Raw genomic sequence first — 19581 nt, 5'->3', positions numbered from 1 at the left:
GGGAAGACCCTATGAAAGACATCCTCGAACGTCTTGAAGATCGGCGCGCCCAGGCCCGCCTCGGCGGCGGTGCGAAGCGCATCGAGGCGCAGCACGCCCGTGGCAAGCTCACGGCCCGCGAGCGCATCGAGCTTCTGCTCGACAAGGGCTCGTTCGAGGAGTTCGACATGTTCGTCGARCAYCGCTCCACCGATTTCGGCATGGACAAGGCCAAGATCCCCGGTGACGGCGTCGTCACCGGCTGGGGTACGGTGAACGGCCGCACGGTCTTCGTCTTCGCCAAGGACTTCACGGTGTTCGGCGGCTCGCTCTCCGAGGCTCATGCCCAGAAGATCACCAAGATCCAGGACATGGCGCTGAAAATGCGCGCGCCCATCGTCGGCCTGTTCGATGCGGGCGGCGCGCGCATCCAGGAGGGCGTGGCGGCGCTYGGCGGCTATGGCGAGGTGTTCAAGCGSAACGTGATCGCMTCCGGCGTSATYCCGCAGATCTCCGTCATCATGGGGCCATGCGCTGGCGGCGATGTCTATTCGCCCGCCATGACCGATTTCATCTTCATGGTGCGCGACCGCTCCTACATGTTCGTCACCGGCCCCGATGTGGTGAAGACCGTSACCAACGAGACGGTGACGTCGGAAGAACTCGGCGGCGCGAAGGTGCACACCACCAAGTCATCGGTGGCCGATGGTGCCTACGACAACGACGTGGAGGCGCTGCTTCAGGTGCGCCGCCTCATCGATTTCCTGCCCGCCAACAACATGGACGGCGTGCCGGAAATTCCGAGCTTCGACGATCCGAACCGCACCGACGACAGCCTTGACACCCTGATCCCGGACAATCCGAACAAGCCCTAYGAYATGAAGGAGTTGATCCARAAAGTCGTGGACGAGGGCGACTTCTTCGAGATCCAGGAAGCTTACGCCMGGAACATCATCACCGGTTTCGCCCGCGTCGAGGGCCGCACGGTCGGGCTTATTGCCAACCAGCCGATGGTGCTCGCGGGCGTTCTCGATTCCGATGCGTCGCGCAAGGCTGCGCGCTTCGTGCGCTTCTGCGATGCCTTCAACATTCCCATCGTCACCTTCGAGGACGTGCCGGGCTTCCTGCCGGGCACCGCGCAGGAATATGGCGGCCTCATCAAACACGGCGCGAAGCTGCTGTTTGCTTACTCCGAAGCCACCGTGCCGCTGGTGACGGTGATCACGCGCAAAGCCTTCGGCGGCGCCTATGACGTGATGGCCTCAAAGCATATCGGCGGCGACATCAATTACGCATGGCCCACCGCGCAGATCGCGGTGATGGGTGCGAAAGGCGCGGTGGAAATCATCTTCCGGCAGGACATTGGTGACGCGGACAAGATCGCTGCCCGCACCAAGGAGTATGAAGACCGCTTCATGTCGCCGTTCGTCGCCGCCGAGCGCGGCTACATCGACGAAGTGATCATGCCGCATTCAACACGCCGCCGGATTGCGCGCGCGCTGGCGATGCTGCGGAATAAGGAAACCGAGCGGCCCTGGAAGAAGCACGACAATATTCCGTTGTAGGGAAGGTTGCTTTGAAGACTGAGCGTCATACGGCTGGCAAGAGAAAATTCGATGAGATGGTTCATTTTTCTTCAATGGGCGAAGGTCGTTCCATGAAGATTAAAACCGTGCAGCTACTGACTGACCTGCGAAGCAATCAAACTCATCTAGGTTGCAATGTGCCTTAGCCCGCAGGTGAGTAACCCATGAACTATTCGAACCATGATATTCTTCTCAGCTACGCACAATTCCGGAGATCGACATATGATCACTAAAAGACATTACTCCTATGCCATCGCGAGCCGGTTGTGGGCGGGAGCACCTGACAAGTCGCAGTGGCATTCCATCATCCTTGTTGTGCTTGGTACAGCATTGCTCGCCATCTCTGCTCACATCCAGGTCCCGTTCTGGCCAGTGAAGATGTCGATGCAGAGTTTTGTGGTCCTGTCTCTCGGCGTTATCTATGGCAGCCGGCTCGGAACTCTTACAGTTCTTGCCTACCTATTCGAAGGAGCGATCGGCTTGCCGGTGTTCCAGAACGGTGGAGGCCTAGCTCACTTTATCGGACCTACGGTCGGATACTTGCTCGGATTTGTCGGTGCGGTTTGGATGGTTGGAATTTTCGCAGAGCGTAGGGCTATGCGCTCGCTGCCTACCGCTTTCTGCGTTCTTCTGATCGGCGACTCTATCATCATGCTCGTCGGAATGGCATGGCTGGCAAACTTGATAGGCTTCGAAAAGGCTCTATCCGTTGGCTTTCTGAATTTCCTTCCTGCTGAAGCCCTTAAGAAAGATCCTGATTGCGAACCGTGGTGAGATTGCGTGCCGGGTGATCAAGACCGCCCGCCGCATGGGCATCAAGACGGTGGCCGTCTATTCCGATGCCGACCGCGATGCCCTTCATGTGGAAATGGCCGATGAGGCCGTCCATATCGGCCCGGCCGCAGCCGCGCAGTCCTACCTTTTGATCGAGAAGATCATCGAGGCCTGCAAGGCCACCGGTGCCCAGGCGGTCCATCCAGGCTACGGCTTCCTTTCCGAGCGCGAGGCTTTCCCCAAGGCGCTGGCTGAGGCCGGCATCGTCTTCATCGGTCCCAATCCCGGCGCCATCGCCGCCATGGGCGACAAGATCGAGTCGAAGAAGGCGGCAGCCGCCGCTAAAGTCTCCACCGTGCCGGGCTATCTAGGTGTGATCGATGGGCCGGAGCAGGCGGTGACCATCGCCAACGAGATCGGCTATCCGGTCATGATCAAGGCCTCCGCCGGCGGTGGCGGCAAGGGCATGCGCATCGCTCATTCTGCCGACGAGGTGGCGGAAGGTTTTGCCCGCGCCAAGTCGGAAGCGGCATCCTCCTTCGGCGACGACCGCGTTTTCGTCGAGAAGTTCATCACCGATCCGCGCCACATCGAGATCCAGGTGCTCGGCGACAAGCACGGCAACGTGATCTATCTCGGTGAGCGCGAATGCTCGATCCAGCGCCGCAACCAGAAGGTCATCGAGGAAGCCCCGTCGCCGCTGCTCGACGAGGCCACCCGCCGCCTCATGGGCGAGCAGGCCGTCGCGCTGGCCAAGGCCGTCGCTTACGATTCCGCCGGCACCGTCGAGTTCGTGGCGGGACAGGACAAGTCCTTCTACTTCCTCGAGATGAACACCCGTCTGCAGGTGGAGCATCCCGTCACGGAGATGATCACCGGCATCGACCTCGTGGAGGAGATGATCCGCGTGGCCGCCGGCGAGAAGCTGCGCCTTGCCCAATCCGACGTGAAGCTCAACGGCTGGTCGGTGGAAAGCCGCATCTACGCGGAAGACCCGGTGCGCAACTTCCTGCCCTCCACGGGCCGCCTCGTGACCTATCGCCCGCCGGAAGAGGGCGAGCAGGACGGTGTGACCGTGCGCAACGATACCGGCGTCTACGAGGGCGGCGAGATCTCGATCTATTACGATCCGATGATCGCCAAGCTCGTGACCCACGCGCCCACCCGCGCGCAGGCCATCGAAGCCCAATCCACCGCGCTCGATGCCTTCGCCATCGACGGCATCCGCCACAATATCCCGTTCCTCGCGGCGCTGATGCAGCATCCGCGCTGGAAGAGCGGCAAGCTCTCCACCGGCTTCATCGCGGAAGAGTTCCCGCAGGGCTTCAAGGCCCCCGCGCCTGAAGGCGAAGTGGCCCTTCGCATGGCGGTGGTGGCTGCCGCCATCGACCACCTGCAGAACGTGCGCAAGCGGTACATCTCGGGCCAGATGCGCGAGGTTTCCGCCGTGCAGTTCGATCTGGAGCGCGTCGTGATGCTGGGCTGTGCCCATCATGACGTGGTGATCGAGGACGACGAGGAAGGGACCATCGTGATGATCGATGGCCAGTCCTGGCCCGTCGAATCCGACTGGATCAGCGTGTCCCAGGGCCAAGAGGTCAAGGTGGGCGAGCCGCTTTGCATCGTCGAGGCGATGAAGATGGAAAACGTGCTGCGCGCCGAGCGCGACGGCACGATTGCCAAAATTCACGCCAAAGAAGGCGATAGCCTCGCAGTCGATGCGGTGATTCTCGAGTTCGCTTGAGTCGGATAATCGGGCGCTCTTTCCGTTCCAAGGATGTTGAGGGAGTGACACACCTTTCGTCATGGCCGGGCTTGTCCCGGCCATCCCGATTGGAAAAGCGCTGCGCTTCAACCCATCGGGCTCACCGGCACAGGGCCGGTGATGACGTGGAAGTTTCAGGCGCTTTATCGGCAAGACACTCAAGATCGCATTTGCGATCGGCACGAGAGATTGAATCATGCCCCTCTATTTCGCTTATGGGTCCAATATGGACCGAGACGCCATGCTTCAGCGCTGCCCGGCCTCCAAGCCGGTCGGCATCGGACGGCTCATGCGCCATCGGTTCATTATCTTCGAGGAAGGCTATGCCTCCGTGACCCGAGATCCGCAGCGGGCGGTCTGGGGCATGGTGTGGGAGCTGGCTCTCTCCGACGTGCCGGCCCTCGACCGCTATGAGAGCCTTCATACGGGGCTCTACAGCAAGGTCCTCCAGCCCATCGTGACCGGGCAGGGGCCACGCCGGGCGATGGTCTATATCGGGCGCAGCGCCAAGCCGGGGACCCCGCTTCCCGGCTACATGGAGGGCGTGATCGAGGCCGCAACCCATGCAGGCCTGCCCGAGGATTACGTGCGTGGTCTCGGCGTATGGCTCCCTAATGCCCCATCCTCAGCCATGACCCCGTCTCAGCAGCCCAAGGTCCGCCCTTTGTTCGCGGCGCCTTCGAGCACGGTCCGAAAGCCCAGCTAGATCCTGATCCGTTACAGGAGAGCCTTCGCGACAGGCGCGTGGTGTGGCGCGTACTGCATTGATTGATGAAATTCTCCGGAAGCTGGACCCGGAGAACGACCCGCGTATTATCCCGGCTTTGGACGACGATCATTCGGGCCGTCACGCCGACGCCCACCATGAGCATTATCGAGGAAAGACGTGACAGCGAACAAAACAGCCCATGTGCTGTTCCATGGACGGGTCCAGGGCGTGGGCTTCCGCTCCTGGACGCATCACCAAGCCGAGCTGCATGGACTCAATGGCTGGGTGCGCAACCGGCGCGACGGCAGCGTGGAGGCTGTTTTCTCAGGGCCGGATGATCTCATCGATGTGATGCTCAAAGCCTGCCATGAGGGGCCGAGGGGATCGGCTGTCGAGCGCGTGGAGGCTCTCGATGGCGCGGATGCGGAACTCAGCGGGGGAGAGGGTTTCGAGGTTCGCAGGACGGTTTAGTCCTTCGGGCCTTCCTTGATCTCCACCGGCCCACCTTCATTCTTCCAGGCAGTAAAACCGCCTTCAATGTGAGCAACAGGCTTCAGCCCCATGTCCTGCGCTGTCGCAGCCGAGAGAGCGGAGCGCCAGCCGGCCGCGCAGAAGAACACATAGGTCTTGTCCTGGTTGAAGACCGGCTTGTGATAGGGGCTTTCCGGGTCGATCCAGAATTCCAGCATGCCTCTGGGGCAATGCACGGCTCCGGGAATGCGGCCTTCCCGGTCCAGCTCGCGCGGGTCGCGCAGGTCCACGAAGACCACATCCTCCCGTCCGTGCAGCGCCACCGCCTCTTGTGTCGGCAGAGTCCTTATCTTTGCGCTGGCCTCTTCGAGCAATGTCTTGTAGCCGCGTGAGATGGTCTGAGGCATGGCTGTCGCTTTCCCTTTGAGGCTTCAAACAAACTGGGCAAGATGGCGGCGGAGTCAACGGGAGACGGAGCGTGCTGGGTTTCACCTTTCTCGACTACGTGGCGATGATCTTCTTTCTCGTGGCGTGGTTAGGCTATCACACGGCCGTCGAGTTTACCTCCGCTGGCCAGAATAGCCTCAACAAGCTCATGAACCAGTACCGCTATCGCTGGATGGAGGAGATGGTGGTGCGCGAGAACAGGATCGTGGACACGCAGATCCTTTCCTCCCTCATGAACGGCACCGCCTTTTTCGCCTCGACCTCGCTGATTGCGATCGGCGGCGTGCTGGCCCTGTTCCGCTCGACGGAATCCGTGCTGCCGATCTTCGCCGATTTGCCCTTTGGACAGCCGCCGACTCGGCTCGCTCTAGAGATCAAGGTTATCGGTCTTGCGGTAGTTTTCGTCTATGCGTTCTTCAAGTTCGCCTGGTCATACCGGCTCTTCAACTACATGGCCATTCTCGTCGGCGCGGTGCCCGTGCTCAAGGACGGCAACAAGGAAGAGGCGTTGGTCGTCGCACGGCAGGCGGGCGCCATGAGCGCCGTGGCCGGCAAGCATTTCAACCGGGGACAACGGGCGTTTTTCTTCTCGCTGGCCTATCTCGGCTGGTTCATCAGCGCCTATCTCTTCATCATTGCCACGGCGGGTGTTCTCTTCGTCATGTGGCGTCGCCAATTCGTGTCCGATGCAAGGGACGCAGCTATGGATCACAAGCATGTCTAAAACTGCGACACCCGAAGAGCTGGAAGCCGCGATGCTCGCCCTGCTGGCTGAGCGCGGCGCCGGCAAGACCATCGGCCCGGCGGATGTGGCCCAGGCCATCGGCGGCAATCAGCCGGACGGTTGGGGGCCTCTCATGCAGCCCGTGCGCAAGGTCGCGGTGCGGCTGATGAAGGAAGGCCGCATCGTCATTGTGCGAAAGGGCAAGCCGGTCGATCCGGACGATTTTCGCGGCACCTACCGGCTCGCGCTTCCCACCGCGACGGACGAGGCCTGAGGCGCGGGAAACAACACATTCGTGCGGCCCGTCAGGTAATAGCCGATGAGGCCTGCCCATTCTTTCGTGCCCACATCGAGCCGCCGCAGGCCATCCGACACGAAGGCGAAGGGGCGATGGTTGTTCGTGCCGCTCCCGGTGCGGAAATCCACCGGATAGGCCGTCACCGGAAAGCCCGCCTTCTCGAACACGCCGACGGCCCGCGGCATGTGCCAGGCCGATGTCACGAGAAGCCAACGCTCGTTCTCGCGCGGCTTCGCCATTTCCAGCGAGTAGATCGCGTTCTCGGAGGTCGTGCGTGAGCGATCCTCGATGATGATGCGGGCGGCATCGACGCCGATGCGCTTGAAGTAGTCGGCGATGATCGGCGACTCGCCGACCCCATCGCCAAATACGCCGCCACCACCACCTGAAATCAGGATGCGCGCCTGCGGGTAGCGGTGGGCCAACTCGATGGTGTCGAGCACGCGCTCGGCAGACTCGTTGGCGACCAAGCGCCCACGGGCCGCCGAATCCGAGGCTTCCGCCGAGCCGCCGAGCAGAATGATGCCGTCGACGGGCCTGCCATCGTCGTTGAAGGAGGGAAATCGCTCCTCCAGCGGTACCATGAGATAGGTCGAGATGGGGAGCAGCCCCAGAGCAATGGTCGCGACCGTCATGAGAAGGGCGAAGCCGAGGCCGAGTTTCCGGAGGCGGCCGAAAAGCGCGAGGATCAGGCCGAATAGGATGAGGCTGAGAAGCAGGTTCGACGGTGTTGTGAAAAACCAGGCTATTTTCGAGACGTAGTAGAACACCGGCGATCCTCTTCAGAACTTGCGCATGGGGCGCCGACCTGATGGCTGACGAATCCCGTTGCCTTGTATCGCTATTCCATTATCTGAATTGGCGACATGTCGGGCATCACATCTTACGGAGCTGCCGTGAAGCGCCTCGCCATCTTGTTTTTCTTAAGCCTCGCGGCCTGTGAAGCGCCTTCTGGGAAGGCGCTGAAACCATTTTCCCGTGTCGACGTGCAAAGCGTCACCACGAGCGTGGTGGCGGCAATGGCGAGACGCGATCTCGAGACGCTCGCAGGCTTCGTCGGAGAGGAAGGGCTTATCGTCAGCCCCTACGTGATGCTCGATCAAGGCGACCTGCGCCTGTCGCGAGCCGAGGTCGAGCATTGCGGAAGCGATGCGCAGATACGTCTTTGGGGATACCGGGATGGCAGCGGCAGCCCGATCGAGACCACGTGCAAAAGCTATTTTGACGAGTTCGTCTGGAACGCCGACTACCGAGAGGCCCACGAGGTACTCTACGACGAGCCTCGGCAGCGCGGAAACGAGGTCAACAACAATCATGACTTCGTGCCCGGCGGCGTGGTGGTCGAGTTGCATATACGAGGGCAGGGCGGTCAAAAGGCCATGAATTGGAAGAGCCTGCGCCTTATCTTCCGCAAGGGCGAGCAGGGTCTGTTCCTGATCGCCATCACGCGCGACGTGTGGACGATCTGATCTCGTCAGTCTCGATCCGGTGCACCAAGCGGGAAGAAGTGCCGATATGGCCTTGCTTCATTGACGGCCCTTGCGAACGAGGGACGTGCGAGAAGGCGCTGCCGATAGGCGTGGACCCGTGAGAACTCCTCGCCGATAGGGTGGGCCCAATCGGCATAGAAGAGGGAAGGGGCGGCGGCGCAATCTGCTGCGCTGAAGCTGTCGCCCGTGGCCCATTCACGCCCGTCGAGAGCGCCGTCGAGCCACCGATAGGCTGTGTCCAGCATGGCCTTTGCCTGCATGACGCCGTAAGGATCGCGGTCATTCTCCTGCCGGATCTTGTCGGAGACGATCTTCTGCATCGGCGTCATGATGTAGTTGTCGAAGAAGCGGTCCATCATGCGCATGTCGAGCGCCGCTTTCGCATCATCCGGGATCAGTTTGACCGGCCCCGGATGGTTGAGCTGAAGATGCTCGATGATGATTGTCGCTTCCATGACCGCGCGCCCGTTGTCGACGAGGGCGGGAAAACGCTTGATCGGCCAAAGCTTTTCCAGCTCCGCATCCGTCTCCGCGCTACCGAGCATGCGATACTCGAAGGCGGTATCGTTCTCGTACAAAGCGGTGAGGACCTTTTGGCAATACGATGAGAATGGGTGTGCGTAGAGCCTCAAGGTCATGGTGGCCTCTCCGTCGATGATAATGCGTCAAGCTGTCTTCGTGAACAGCTCGCGGCCGATCAGCATGCGGCGGATTTCGTTGGTGCCAGCGCCGATCTCGTAGAGCTTCGCGTCACGCAACAGACGGCCAGTCGGATAATCGTTGATGTAGCCGTTGCCGCCGAGAAGCTGGATCGCATCGAGCGCGCATTGCGTGGCCTTCTCGGCCGCGTAGAGGATCGCTCCCGCTGCGTCCTCGCGGGTGGTCTCGTGGCGGTCGCAGGCTTTCGCCACCGCATAGACATAGGCCTTGGCGGCGTTCATGGTCACGTACATGTCCGCGACCTTGCCCTGCACCAGCTGGAACTCGCCGATGGCCTGCCCGAACTGCTTGCGCTCGTGGATGTAGGGCATGACGATGTCCATGCAGGATTGCATGATGCCGAGCGGACCGGCGGCGAGAACCGCACGCTCGTAATCGAGGCCGGACATGAGCACATTCACGCCCTTGCCGACCTGGCCCAGCACGTTCTCCTCCGGCACCTCGCAATCCTGGAACACGAGCTCGCATGTGTCGGAGCCACGCATGCCGAGCTTGTCGAGCTTCTGGTGCGTGGAGAAGCCCTTGAAGCCTTTTTCAATGAGGAAAGCGGTCATGCCGCGCGGTCCTGCCTCAGGATCGGTCTTGGCGTAGACCACGAGAGTCTCGGCGGTGGGGCCGTTGGTGATCCACATCTTGTTGCCGTTGATCACATAGCGGTCGCCGCGCTTCTCGGCGCGGGTGCGCATCGACACCACGTCCGAACCTGAGCCGGGCTCCGACATGGCAAGCGCACCCACATGCTCGCCGGACATGAGCTTGGGCAGGTAGCGGCGCTTCTGCTCCTCGCTGCCGTTGCGGCGGATCTGGTTGATGCAGAGGTTCGAATGCGCGCCGTAGGAGAGCCCGACCGAGGCGGAGGCGCGGGAGATCTCCTCCATGGCGATTACGTGCTCGAGATAGCCGAGCCCCGTGCCGCCATATTCCTCCTCGACCGTGATGCCGTGGAGGCCGAGCGCGCCCATCTCGGGCCAGAGATCGCGCGGAAACTGGTTCGTCCGGTCAATCTCCTCGGCGCGCGGCGTGATCCTCTCCTGCGCGAAGTCGCGCACGGTCTCACGGATGGCGTCGGCGGTTTCGCCGAGATCGAAATTGAAGGCCTTCGTGACATTCGGCAGCATGGCTGATTCCTCCCTTTCCATTCACTCTGGAGAGCGCTTGGATGCTTAGCTGGTTCGTCATTTTGGTCAGCATTACTGCCATTATCGAGCTGCGGTTCAAGAGATACTTAGGGCGAAAGCCAGGAGGAGTTTGACGAAAGGTCAGACATTTTTTCCTGTGATGCCGGACATCACGCCTTGCAAAACGAATGGCTCCAAATAATACTAGTTGTTACGTTATATAGAAACACAACTTCAACTTTGCATAGGGCACTAGATGGCGTTGTCAGTCGCGTGGGGATCAGTCTTCCTCGTCAACACTACCATAAATAAGAGTCAGTCCTCGCCGAAAACATATGCTTTGAAGGACGGCTCCTTCGTGGCCGTATGGGAGGATTGGAGTGGCACAGGAGGGGATGCCAGCGGCTCTGCCATTCGTGGTCAGCTCTTCAGTGCTGACGGGAGCAAGAAGAGCGGCGAGTTCCTGATCAACACCATGACCACCGGAGGCCAATACGATCCTCTGGTGACCGTGCTGAATGACGGCCGCTTTGTCGTGGCCTGGGAAGACTACGGGTCTGGTTACGTAGCGGCACGAGCCTATAGCGCGAACGGTACTGCCATCGGCAATGAATTCCGGGTGAGCTCTAGCGGAGACGACTACAAGCCTTCTATTGCGGCGCTTTCGACTGGCGGGTTTGCCGTATCTTATCTCGATACCTTCGGTGACATGCGGGTTCAAAGTTTCGATGCCAATCTTCAGAAGAGTGGTTCTGAAGCGGAACTCACAATCTATGGGGACAGTACGATTGTCGGTTTGCAAGGCCAGTACGTCGTGTTCTCCGATGGGGGTGGGAAAATCACTGGTCAGATCCGCAACAATGACGGTATCGCTCCGGCCGGATCGCCCGAGTTCGTTATTGCGAGTGGCGACACGTCAAGTGACAATCCTGTTGCTGCCAAACTTTCGGATGGTCGCATCATCGTCATTTGGAACAGTTATGTCGACGGTGTCGCCAGCCCTGATACCTATAAGATCAAGGGCCAGATCCTGAATGCGAACGGCACTAAGAGCGGCGGAGAACTGGTGCTCAGCGCTCCAGGGCTGACAGGCTCGCGCGCGGCGACTGTAACGGCACTTGCCGATGGCGGTTTTGCCGTGGGCTACTTCAACCTTGTCGAGGGGCGAAACTCTACTGACATTCATGTGTCAGCCTTCAACGGTTCTGGTGCTCGTGTCGGTGTCGATAACCTACTTGAGCGAGTTTACGGAGCTTCTTATTTGAACCTCACAGCCCTCGCCGATGGCCGTCTGACGGTAACCTGGAACAGCACGGCCCATGCCGTGGATGATTTTGGTTCCAGCATCCAAAGCCAGATCGTGGACCTGCGTCAGAAGGGCATGTCCCTCATCGGCACGGCATCTGATGACCGTTACTACGGTTCGGCGTTCAACGACATCATCAAGGGCGAAGCTGGCAAGGACATGCTCTTCGGTCGTGAAGGCAGCGATACCCTCACCGGAGGGGCCGGCGCCGATATCTTCGTGTTCGACACGGCTGCCAAGGTGGGCAAGGCCAAGCACATTGACCGCATCACCGACTGCAATGGCCGCGAGGACAAGATTTACCTGGATGATGCGATCTTCAAGGGCCTGAGCAAGAAATCGGGCTCCATCGACAAGCCGGTGAAGATCGACAAAAAAGCTTTCTGGAAGGGCAGCTCAGCGCATGACACGGATGATCGGATCATCGTGAAGACGTCGGGCGAGATTTTGTACGATGCTGACGGCACGGGGAAGATTGCGGCAGTGGTAATCGCCAAGCTGGACAAGAAGGCGCTCAAGACTGTAGATGCGAACGACTTCTTCGTCATCTGATCGCGCTGCACTGGGATTAATTGCAAGGCTGCAGGCATAACCTGCAGCCTTTTTTCATTCTTATCTTTTCACAGCACAAGTTTTGCGAGCCGCATGAATGGCAACCGTGTCATAGCCGCAAATGAAAAGCCTCCCTGCCATGGGCAAAGGGAGGCTTTTTGTGGATTGTACTTGGATGATTAGAGGACGAAATCGTCCAGATTCAGGCTCTTCGGCTTGTTCTTGAGCAGGATCTGGAACTCAGCGGCGGCGTCTTTGTCCGTGTTGCCGGAGAGAATGCCGGTTTTTGCATTGTAATGCAGCTGCCCGGCCTTTGTGAAAGCCTCCTTGCCCTTCAGGAGGGTCTTGAACGCGTCGTTCTTCTTCGTCGAGGTATTCGCATCGATCTTGCCGAGGTCTATCATGTCGATGCCGGTCTCGAAGTCGTTGATCCTGTCACGATTTTTACCCGTTCCAAGATCTGCGTTCTTCATGAAGACAAAAAAAAGTCCGTGCCTTCACCACCTGTCAGAACATCTCGCCCCTGCCCGCCGACAAGGATGTCATCGCCTGCTCCGCCATTGAGCGTGTCATGACCCATTCCGCCCATAAGGGTATCGTTGGCGGAAGAGCCGGTCAGGACGTCATTGCCTTTTTGGCCAATAAAGATCTCGCCCTCCGGATCGGGTGTCGGATCCGGCTCGGAATTTGGATCCGGCTCGGGATCCGGCTGTTGCGCAGCCAGAACCTCAAGAACCTTGTCGAGATTCCATACGGCACCATCCGAGAAGGCAAGCTTCTCCACGTGGCGGCCGCCAGTCGATAGGTCGAGATAATTTCGGATTGTCAGCGAGCCGCCATTCGCCGAAATGACGAGGGTGCCGTCCAGATGCATCAGAAGGTCGACGTCGGAAGAAGCCGCATCGATCTTAACGAGATCGTCGCCTCCCGCATCCTCGATCAGATCATACCCCTTGCCCTGACCCCAGATATAGACGTCGTTCCCGGCGCCGCCGAACAGTACGTCATCGCCTGTGCCACCATCGATGGTGTCGTCGCCTGCGCCGCCATCAAGAGTATCGTTTCCAGCCGAGCCAAGAAGAAATTCATTTTCAGACGGAGGAGGAGGTGGTGGTGGGTTCTGCGCCTCTAGAGCCGCCAGGACATCCTCCATGTGCGAGACAGTTCCATCGGCAAAAACGATATTCTGGATGTAGCCGCCATTTTCCGACTGATCGAAATAATCATTGATCGTAAGCGATGCACCATTCAACAGAATGCCAAGGGGGGCACCATCCATCTGCGCGTTGTACAGTCGGATTTCCGAAGCAAGCGCATCAATGAGAATCGTATCGTTCCCCTTGTAGTCCCAGATGAAATCGCTGCCGCTTTGCGGCCCCCATATATAGGTGTCGTCACCGGCGGCACCATGGAGATGATCTGCTCCTTCTCCCCCATCGAGCGTATCGTTGCCTTCATCGCCAATGAGGAAGTCGGTGCCCGCGTCACCATTCAGGACATCGTTACCTTCGAAGCCTCGCAGGAGATCGTTGCCCGCGCCGCCGCTGAGTGTGTCGTTCCCAACACCACCTTCAAGGGTGTCGTTGGCATCCGTTCCCACAAGGTAAAGGTCTGAAGCAGGCGGAGGTGTTTGGGAGTGCAGTATTTCGAGAACCTTGTTCCGATCCCAGACTGCCCCATCAGAGAAGACGATGCTCTCAATGTGCCGACTATATTCTCGCCCGTTGCGAGGTAGTTCCGGATCGTAAGCGTTTGGCCCATGATAGAGATGATGAGAGTTCCGTCAAAATGGGCAAACAGTTCGGCATTCGATGAGGCGGCCTTGATCTTGATCGTGTCGTTGCCGCCTGAATCTAGGATCAGATCATTGCCGCTTAGTGGCCCCCAAACGTAGACATCGTTACCTTTGCCGCCAAGCAGCTCGTCATCGCCTCCGCCGCCATCAATCGTGTCATTGAAATCGGTGCCGGTCAGTACCTCACTTGCCTGAGTGCCAACGATGACCTTGCCGTTCCGAGACGGGTGCGGAGGGAGTTCCACGGGGATCAGAGCCTTCAGCACATCGGCCTTAGTCCAGACTGTGCCATCCGAGAACACCAGTCTTTCGATGTGGCCATTCTTGAAGGATTCCTCGCTGAAGTAACCTTCGATCGCGAGTTGCTCGGTACCCAGTTTGATGATGAGTGGGTAGCCCTTGTAGTCCAGACTCCCATAGAATTTCAGCTGATCTGGCGTCGCATCGATCAGAACCGTGTCGTTCCCACCGTAATCGCGCACGACGTCGATGCCGTGGCCGGGCTTCCAGATGTAGACATCGTCGCCATACCCACCTTCGAGAAGGTCAGTTCCGGCACCGCCGGAGATCGTGTCGCCGAAATCTGTGCCGGTGAGGATTTCATCGGCGTCTGTTCCGACAAGAACTTTGCCCCCTGGTGGAGGCGGAGGAGGAGGGTTGCCGGCCAGAGCTGATTGGACTTCAGCCAATCCCCACCTGGAGCCGTCCGCGAAGGTCAGGTCTTCGATATGGCCTGAAGTTGCCGTGTTGAAATAATCTCGGATTGTCAGGAATTTACCGTTCAGAGCGATGACTAGGGAGCCGTCGTCTGTGCTGGCCGAGAGCGTTATTTCCGCTGTCGTCGCATCGATGTGGACGATGTCGTAGCCACTCTCATCGATGATGATGTCTGTACCGCTTGTGCGCCCCCAGACATAGGTGTCGTTGCCGGCGCCGCCCTTGAGCAAGTCACTACCTAAGCCACCATCAATGGTATCGTCGTAGTCGGTGCCGACAAGTATCTCATCGGCATCCGTGCCGATGATCAGCTTGCCTTTAGCAAGGGGAGGCGGCTCGCTTTCGATCACGGCAAGAACGTCATCCCTATGCCAAACCGTTCCATCGGAAAATTCGATGTTCTCGATCCTACCTACGCTGCCTTCACTGAAATACTCACGGACAAAAGCGTAGGCGTCACCTAGTTTGATCATCAAGGTCATGGAGCCTGGTTGACGCCAGAATGTCACTTCCGAAGGAAGGGCATCGATCCTGATGGTGTCGTTGCCATCCGAGTCATAGATCTCGTCCCCGCCGCTATTGCGGTTGAACAGGTAGACGTCGTCCCCGCCATTGCCGAAGAGGAGATCCCGGCCCGAACCTGCATCCAGGGTGTCGTTGCCGCCATTGCCGATCAGCTCGTCCCGACCTTCTCCTCCTTCGAGAATGTCGTTGCCGCCTTCACCTCTGAGATTGTCGTTGCCGGTGGTGCCGGTGAGGGAATCATTGCCGACGCCCCCACAATCGTTTCGCCAAGGAGTGATGCGTCAACTGTAGATGCGGCCATGGTGGCTTTCCGTTTTATCATAAGGCAGATGTGCGACCGAGGTGTCGCTGAATTTTATGTTTATTGTTATAAAGATACAGTAGGTTTATGGTCAACATTAAGAATCTCGTCCGCTGGCGAGCAGGCCGAAGCCAAATAAAAAAGCCCGCCTGCGGATAGCAGACGGGCTCAGGGTATTGAGATCACGAAGTCTCTTTACTCGTCGATACTTGCGGTTTGGACAGGGTCCAGGCCTTGGCAGCGTCCGGCGGATGCGAGCCTGCGGTAGTCGCGGGGGTCGCAGGCGCTTTGGACGAACATGCGCCACTGGTTTTCGGTGCCGTAGAAGGTGTTGCGGTCCACGTCTCCGCTCACGCCGGGAACGCGGCCGGTGGTGGTGAACTGCCAGAAGGTCCAGCGGCGGTTCTCGTAGCGCTCGTGAGGCTCGGCTGCGGTGCTGCGGATCCAGTAGGGGTAATCGTTGAACTCGCCTTCCAGGATTTCCTTATGGAAGGTGATGTCCGTGTAGAGGATCGGCCGCTTGCCCGTATGCGCTTCCATCTCCTGGAGCATCAGGTTGATCATGGCGAGCGCCTGATCGCGCGGAACCTTCTTTGGGCAGTTCACGGACTGGCCGTTCCATTCCACGTCGAGAACCGGAGGCAGGGCGTCCGGATCGGCGGGGACATTGCGTTTGAACCATGCTGCCTGCTCGTGGGCTGGGCGGCACCAATAGACGAAATGGTACGCGCCGCGCGGAACGCCGGCTTTCTTGGCGCCGTACCAGTTCTCTATGAAGCGGTTGTCCACATGGTCACCGCCCTCGGTGGCCTTGATGAAAGCAAATTGCGTACCGGCCTGACGCAGGGCCGCCCAGTCCACCGTGCCCTGCCACTTGGAAATATCGACGCCATGGATCGGAAGGCGATGGGCCTTCGCGACGCCGGCATGAGGGCGCACATCGCTCTTGGTGGGGTATCGGCTGGACGTAGTGGCGGGGCCGACGGCGCAGGAGGCGAGGCCTATGGCCATTGCGGCAAGGGCAGTGAACCGGATGGACCGGATGAACGTCGTCAGGCCAGAGTTTCTGGAACGGCTGGGGGTACGGCGGCGAGTCTTCATCGGCTCATCTGTATTTGACGCAAAACTGGACTTCACCAGCCATGCCCCAAGAGCGTTAACAGGCCATTACGAAAATGGTCCTTTCACAGGATTACAAGTTAAACCACAGCGTAGCTATACCCAAGAAGGAGAGGAACCCGACGATATCCGTGATGCTGGTGACGAAGGGGCCGGACGAAACGGCCGGGTCCACGCCGAATCTGTTGAGGGTGAGCGGCACGAAAATGCCACCGAGTGCCGCGAAGATGAGCACCGTGATCAGCGCCAATCCGATCACCATGCCGAGTTGCGCCGACTGGAACCAGAGTCCGGCAAGCGTCCCCATGATCATCGCGAAGACGAGGCCGTTCAAAACGCCCACCGCCGCCTCGCGGCGGATGATGCGCCAGGCATTGGAGCGACCGAGCTCGCGGGTGGCGAGCGCGCGCACGGCCACCGTCATGGTCTGGGTGCCGGCATTGCCGCCCATGGAGGCCACGATGGGCATGAGGATGGCCAGCGCCACCATCTGCGCGACCGAATCCTCGAAGATGCGGATGATCGTGGAAGCGATGAGCGCAGTGCACATATTGGCGAAGAGCCAGGGAAAGCGGCTTCGCTGGGTGTAGAGGATCGTATCCGAGAGCTCTTCTTCCGAGTTCACGCCGCCGAGTTGCTTGATATCGGCATCGGCCTCTTCCTCGAGCACGTCGACGACATCGTCGACGAGGATTGCACCCACGAGGCGGCCTGCCTCGTCCACCACCGCGGCGGAGACGAGGTTGTAGCGCTCGAACATGCGGGCCACGTCATCCTGGGGCTGGGTCGCCACCACCCGGTCGGGCTCATCGTCCATGATCTCCTGGATCGTGACCGGGCGCTTGGAGCGCAGAAGCTTGTCGAGGGCGACGGCTCCGAGCAGGTGGCCTGCCGGATCGATGACGAAGATCTCATAGAAGGTCTCCGGCAGATCGGTGCCTTCTCGCATGAAGTCGATGGTCTGCCCCACCGTCCAGAACGGCGGTACGGCAATGAACTCGGTCTGCATGCGCCGGCCCGCGCTGTCCTCGGGGTAGTCGAGGGAGCGCTGGAGCGCGACGCGCTCCATGGCGGGAAGCTGGTCGAGAACCTCGTTCTTCTCATTTGCCGGAAGGCTTTCGAGAATCGTGACGGCATCGTCCGAATCGAGATCGCGGACACCTTCGGCCACGGTCGCGGTTTCGAGCTCTTCGAGGATCTCCTCGCGAACGGCTTCGTCCACCTCGGTGAGGGCGGCGAAGTCGAAAGCCGAGCCCAGAAGCTCGATAAGGCGAGGGCGGTGCTCAGGCTCGAGTGCCTCGATGAGGTCGCCGAGGTCGGATTCGTGGAAATCCTCCACGAGACGCTGAAGCAGCTCGGTATCGGAGGCTTCGATGGCATCGGCGGCGGAGGCCAGGAATTCGGAATTAAGCTCACCTTCCTCGTCCCGGAAAACCGGGAGTTCGGTCTCCGGCCCGTCGGGCGTAGGAAGCGTTTTGTCGTTATCGACTTCCAGCATGAGCCGTCCTCAAGAAATGATTGTTTCGGAAAATGCCTGGCCATCCCGGCGCATGCTCGGTCGCTGCGCTGGAAAGGCCATATCAATGAATCGCTTGGCCGCCGTTCCTGTCAGATTGATTCAGGGCGTCTTAGGATAACGCGGTCATATGACCAACAAAAAAGGCCCCGAAAAGGGACCCTTTTTGTAGTTTGGTGCGGTCAAGAGGACTCGAACCTCCACGGGTCTCCCCGCTACCACCTCAAGGTAGTGCGTCTACCAATTCCGCCATGACCGCGAACTGATTTTCAGGAGGGGTTCTCCTGAAGAGGTGGTCGAATTAGCAGAACGATTTCGGCGCCGCAAGCCCTTCCTGAAATTAATCGCGCGAAACGTGACGGTGGGTCGAATTCATGGGCAAAACCGCTGGGGAGTTACTATATGGAGGGTAGCCAACTCGCCGTTTCAGAGTTGCATCAATTCATCCCGCACCAGAGAAAGGTGGATCCGTGTCGAACCCGCGCGACAGCTTGGCAGAAAGACTTCTCATGGAAGGCTCCTCCGAGCCGGTGGAATGGGCGATCTCCGAGAGCTTGGTCCCCTACGAGCAGGCTGTCGCCTTCATGGAAGCACGGGCCGATGCCATTGCGGCAGGAACGGTGCGGGAGATGGTCTGGCTCGTGGAGCATCCGCCGCTCTACACGGCGGGCACATCGGCGCAGGCCACCGACCTCGTGGACCCTGACAGGTTTCCGGTGCACCAGACGGGGCGGGGCGGACAATACACCTATCACGGTCCTGGCCAGCGTGTGGCCTATGTGATGCTGGATCTGAAGCGTCGGGTTCCCGACCTGCGCCGCTACGTGGCTGCCCTGGAAGCCTGGCTGATATCGACCCTCGACGCCTTCAACATCCGGGGCGAGCGGCGGGAGGACAGGGTCGGCGTCTGGGTACGCCGCCCTGACAAGGGCGAAACGGCAGAGGACAAGATCGCCGCTATCGGAATCAGGGTTCGCCGCTGGGCTACTTTCCACGGCATCAGCCTGAACGTGGAGCCTGATCTCACTCATTTCTCCGGCATCGTGCCCTGCGGCGTCACCCGGCACGGGGTCACCAGCCTTGTCGATCTCGGCATCCCAGTCACCATGCCGGAGGTGGATTCGGTGATGCGCAAGGCTTTCGAGGACATCTTCGGGCCGACCGAGCGGGTGGAAGCTCCGTTGCTTTCCGGCAACTGAGTCTCAGTTTCTTACATCCTCCATCGTCAGGCTTCTCCTCAGCGGCTCAACATGCTCTAAGCTTGTCGGAACATTCGCTTATCGACGGACATCCCATGCAGCGCGCCCTTCTTGCTTCCGTTCTCGCCCTGGCAGTCTCGGCCTGTGCCTACCGGCCGGACCCGACGGAGCTCGTCAAAATCGTCGATTCGCCCTCCGACGTGCGCGTCTGCCAGCGTCTTGGTGAGGTGAGCCCGGTCGTTCCCACCACTCCCGGCTTCGACTCTGCCACCGAGAGCATGCTGGAAGCGACTGTCGCTCTGGGCGGCACGCATCTCTACATGCAGCAAACGACGAATGACTGGTCGCTCGTGCGCGGCATCGCCTATCGCTGCGGCCACGGCACCGTCCGGGAAAACGTGGTCATTCGTGCGAAAGGCTGAGGCGTAATCTTCACGAACGCAGTTGCGCAGGCTCTCAGGTCCCCGTTA

At 59.7% G+C, this 19581-nt stretch carries 18 protein-coding genes, 1 tRNA gene and 4 pseudogenes; 12 read left to right on the top strand and 11 right to left on the bottom strand.

Annotated features, from left to right (window positions below):
- The first annotated feature begins 11 nt into the window (after positions 1-11).
- The 6 genes and pseudogenes from AB4Y85_RS14590 (at position 12) to AB4Y85_RS14565 (ending at position 5284) form a co-directional block, all read left to right on the top strand.
- Positions 12-1544, top strand: a complete 1533-nt coding sequence (locus AB4Y85_RS14590; protein ID WP_441985636.1) for an acyl-CoA carboxylase subunit beta — start codon at positions 12-14, stop codon at positions 1542-1544.
- 243 nt (positions 1545-1787) lie between these two features.
- Complete coding sequence (locus AB4Y85_RS14585; protein ID WP_441985626.1) at positions 1788-2339, top strand: biotin transporter BioY; 552 nt, start codon at positions 1788-1790, stop codon at positions 2337-2339.
- Positions 2299-3870 (top strand): annotated as a pseudogene (locus AB4Y85_RS14580) (acetyl-CoA carboxylase biotin carboxylase subunit); the annotation flags it as partial. The gene AB4Y85_RS14585 and the pseudogene AB4Y85_RS14580, both read left to right, overlap by 41 nt.
- 9 nt (positions 3871-3879) lie before the next feature.
- Positions 3880-4083 (top strand): annotated as a pseudogene (locus AB4Y85_RS14575) (acetyl-CoA carboxylase biotin carboxyl carrier protein subunit); the annotation flags it as partial.
- A 217-nt stretch (positions 4084-4300) separates the two neighbouring features.
- Positions 4301-4729, top strand: a pseudogene (locus tag AB4Y85_RS14570) (gamma-glutamylcyclotransferase family protein); the annotation flags it as partial.
- Between the two features lie 261 nt (positions 4730-4990).
- A complete protein-coding gene (locus tag AB4Y85_RS14565) occupies positions 4991-5284 on the top strand; it encodes an acylphosphatase (RefSeq protein WP_441985625.1) in 294 nt (97 codons plus the stop codon).
- Here AB4Y85_RS14565 and AB4Y85_RS14560 read toward each other — a convergent pair.
- Positions 5281-5691: a rhodanese-like domain-containing protein gene (locus tag AB4Y85_RS14560; RefSeq protein WP_441985624.1), complete on the bottom strand. Its 411-nt coding sequence runs from the start codon at positions 5689-5691 to the stop codon at positions 5281-5283. The genes AB4Y85_RS14565 and AB4Y85_RS14560 overlap by 4 nt on opposite strands.
- A gap of 104 nt (positions 5692-5795) precedes the next feature.
- Between AB4Y85_RS14560 and AB4Y85_RS14555 the strand changes: the two genes are divergently transcribed.
- Both AB4Y85_RS14555 and AB4Y85_RS14550 read left to right on the top strand, forming a co-directional pair.
- Positions 5796-6455, top strand: coding sequence for a DUF599 domain-containing protein (locus AB4Y85_RS14555; protein ID WP_441985635.1), 660 nt, complete (start codon positions 5796-5798; stop codon positions 6453-6455).
- Entirely contained in the window at positions 6448-6729 is a 282-nt protein-coding gene (locus tag AB4Y85_RS14550; RefSeq protein WP_441985623.1) for a DUF3253 domain-containing protein, read from the top strand. The genes AB4Y85_RS14555 and AB4Y85_RS14550 overlap by 8 nt, the downstream gene beginning before the upstream one ends.
- Here the strand turns inward: AB4Y85_RS14550 and AB4Y85_RS14545 are convergent.
- Complete coding sequence (locus AB4Y85_RS14545) at positions 6690-7523, bottom strand: YdcF family protein (protein WP_441985622.1); 834 nt, start codon at positions 7521-7523, stop codon at positions 6690-6692. The two genes, AB4Y85_RS14550 and AB4Y85_RS14545, sit on opposite strands and share 40 nt — an antisense overlap.
- Positions 7524-7619: 96 nt before the next feature.
- Between AB4Y85_RS14545 and AB4Y85_RS14540 the strand changes: the two genes are divergently transcribed.
- A complete protein-coding gene (locus tag AB4Y85_RS14540; protein WP_441985621.1) occupies positions 7620-8222 on the top strand; it encodes a hypothetical protein in 603 nt (200 codons plus the stop codon).
- Positions 8223-8227: 5 nt separating this feature from the next.
- Here the strand turns inward: AB4Y85_RS14540 and AB4Y85_RS14535 are convergent, their stop codons facing one another.
- Both AB4Y85_RS14535 and AB4Y85_RS14530 read right to left on the bottom strand, forming a co-directional pair.
- Positions 8228-8881 carry a glutathione S-transferase family protein gene (locus AB4Y85_RS14535; RefSeq protein ID WP_441985620.1) on the bottom strand — a complete coding sequence of 218 codons (654 nt, stop codon included), beginning with the start codon at positions 8879-8881 and terminating at the stop codon, positions 8228-8230.
- A gap of 27 nt (positions 8882-8908) precedes the next feature.
- On the bottom strand, positions 8909-10081 hold the full coding sequence (locus AB4Y85_RS14530; protein ID WP_441985619.1) for an isovaleryl-CoA dehydrogenase: 1173 nt from the start codon (positions 10079-10081) through the stop codon (positions 8909-8911).
- Positions 10082-10337: 256 nt separating this feature from the next.
- On the opposite strand from AB4Y85_RS14530, the gene AB4Y85_RS14525 reads away from it, so the two are divergent.
- Complete coding sequence (locus AB4Y85_RS14525; RefSeq protein WP_441985618.1) at positions 10338-11939, top strand: calcium-binding protein; 1602 nt, start codon at positions 10338-10340, stop codon at positions 11937-11939.
- Positions 11940-12118: 179 nt separating this feature from the next.
- Here the strand turns inward: AB4Y85_RS14525 and AB4Y85_RS14520 are convergent, their stop codons facing one another.
- The 7 genes and pseudogenes from AB4Y85_RS14520 to AB4Y85_RS14490 all read right to left on the bottom strand — a co-directional run bounded on the left by AB4Y85_RS14520 (position 12119) and on the right by AB4Y85_RS14490 (position 18171).
- The gene (locus AB4Y85_RS14520; protein WP_441985617.1) at positions 12119-12412 is read right to left on the bottom strand and encodes a M10 family metallopeptidase C-terminal domain-containing protein; all 294 of its coding nucleotides are present in this window, start codon (positions 12410-12412) and stop codon (positions 12119-12121) included.
- Complete coding sequence (locus AB4Y85_RS14515) at positions 12409-13539, bottom strand: calcium-binding protein (protein WP_441985616.1); 1131 nt, start codon at positions 13537-13539, stop codon at positions 12409-12411. Before AB4Y85_RS14515 ends, AB4Y85_RS14520 begins: the two co-directional genes overlap by 4 nt.
- Entirely contained in the window at positions 13431-14933 is a 1503-nt protein-coding gene (locus tag AB4Y85_RS14510; RefSeq protein ID WP_441985615.1) for a calcium-binding protein, read from the bottom strand. Before AB4Y85_RS14510 ends, AB4Y85_RS14515 begins: the two co-directional genes overlap by 109 nt.
- A 147-nt stretch (positions 14934-15080) precedes the next feature.
- Positions 15081-15254 (bottom strand): annotated as a pseudogene (locus AB4Y85_RS14505) (hypothetical protein); the annotation flags it as partial.
- 218 nt (positions 15255-15472) lie between these two features.
- The gene (locus tag AB4Y85_RS14500; RefSeq protein WP_441985614.1) at positions 15473-16378 is read right to left on the bottom strand and encodes a glycoside hydrolase family 25 protein; all 906 of its coding nucleotides are present in this window, start codon (positions 16376-16378) and stop codon (positions 15473-15475) included.
- A gap of 91 nt (positions 16379-16469) precedes the next feature.
- A complete protein-coding gene (gene mgtE, locus AB4Y85_RS14495) occupies positions 16470-17894 on the bottom strand; it encodes a magnesium transporter (protein ID WP_441985613.1) in 1425 nt (474 codons plus the stop codon).
- A 192-nt stretch (positions 17895-18086) separates the two neighbouring features.
- Positions 18087-18171, bottom strand: a tRNA-Leu gene (locus AB4Y85_RS14490).
- Between the two features lie 250 nt (positions 18172-18421).
- Here AB4Y85_RS14490 and lipB point away from each other — a divergent pair.
- Both lipB and AB4Y85_RS14480 read left to right on the top strand, forming a co-directional pair.
- Positions 18422-19111 carry a lipoyl(octanoyl) transferase LipB gene (gene lipB / locus AB4Y85_RS14485; protein ID WP_441985634.1) on the top strand — a complete coding sequence of 230 codons (690 nt, stop codon included), beginning with the start codon at positions 18422-18424 and terminating at the stop codon, positions 19109-19111.
- A 95-nt stretch (positions 19112-19206) separates the two neighbouring features.
- Positions 19207-19533, top strand: a complete 327-nt coding sequence (locus AB4Y85_RS14480) for a hypothetical protein (protein WP_441985612.1) — start codon at positions 19207-19209, stop codon at positions 19531-19533.
- The last annotated feature ends 48 nt before the right edge of the window (positions 19534-19581 follow it).

Source organism: Microvirga sp. 2YAF29, assembly GCF_052114605.1.
Lineage (GTDB): Bacteria > Pseudomonadota > Alphaproteobacteria > Rhizobiales > Beijerinckiaceae > Microvirga.
This window is presented reverse-complemented; position numbering and strand designations above follow the sequence as displayed.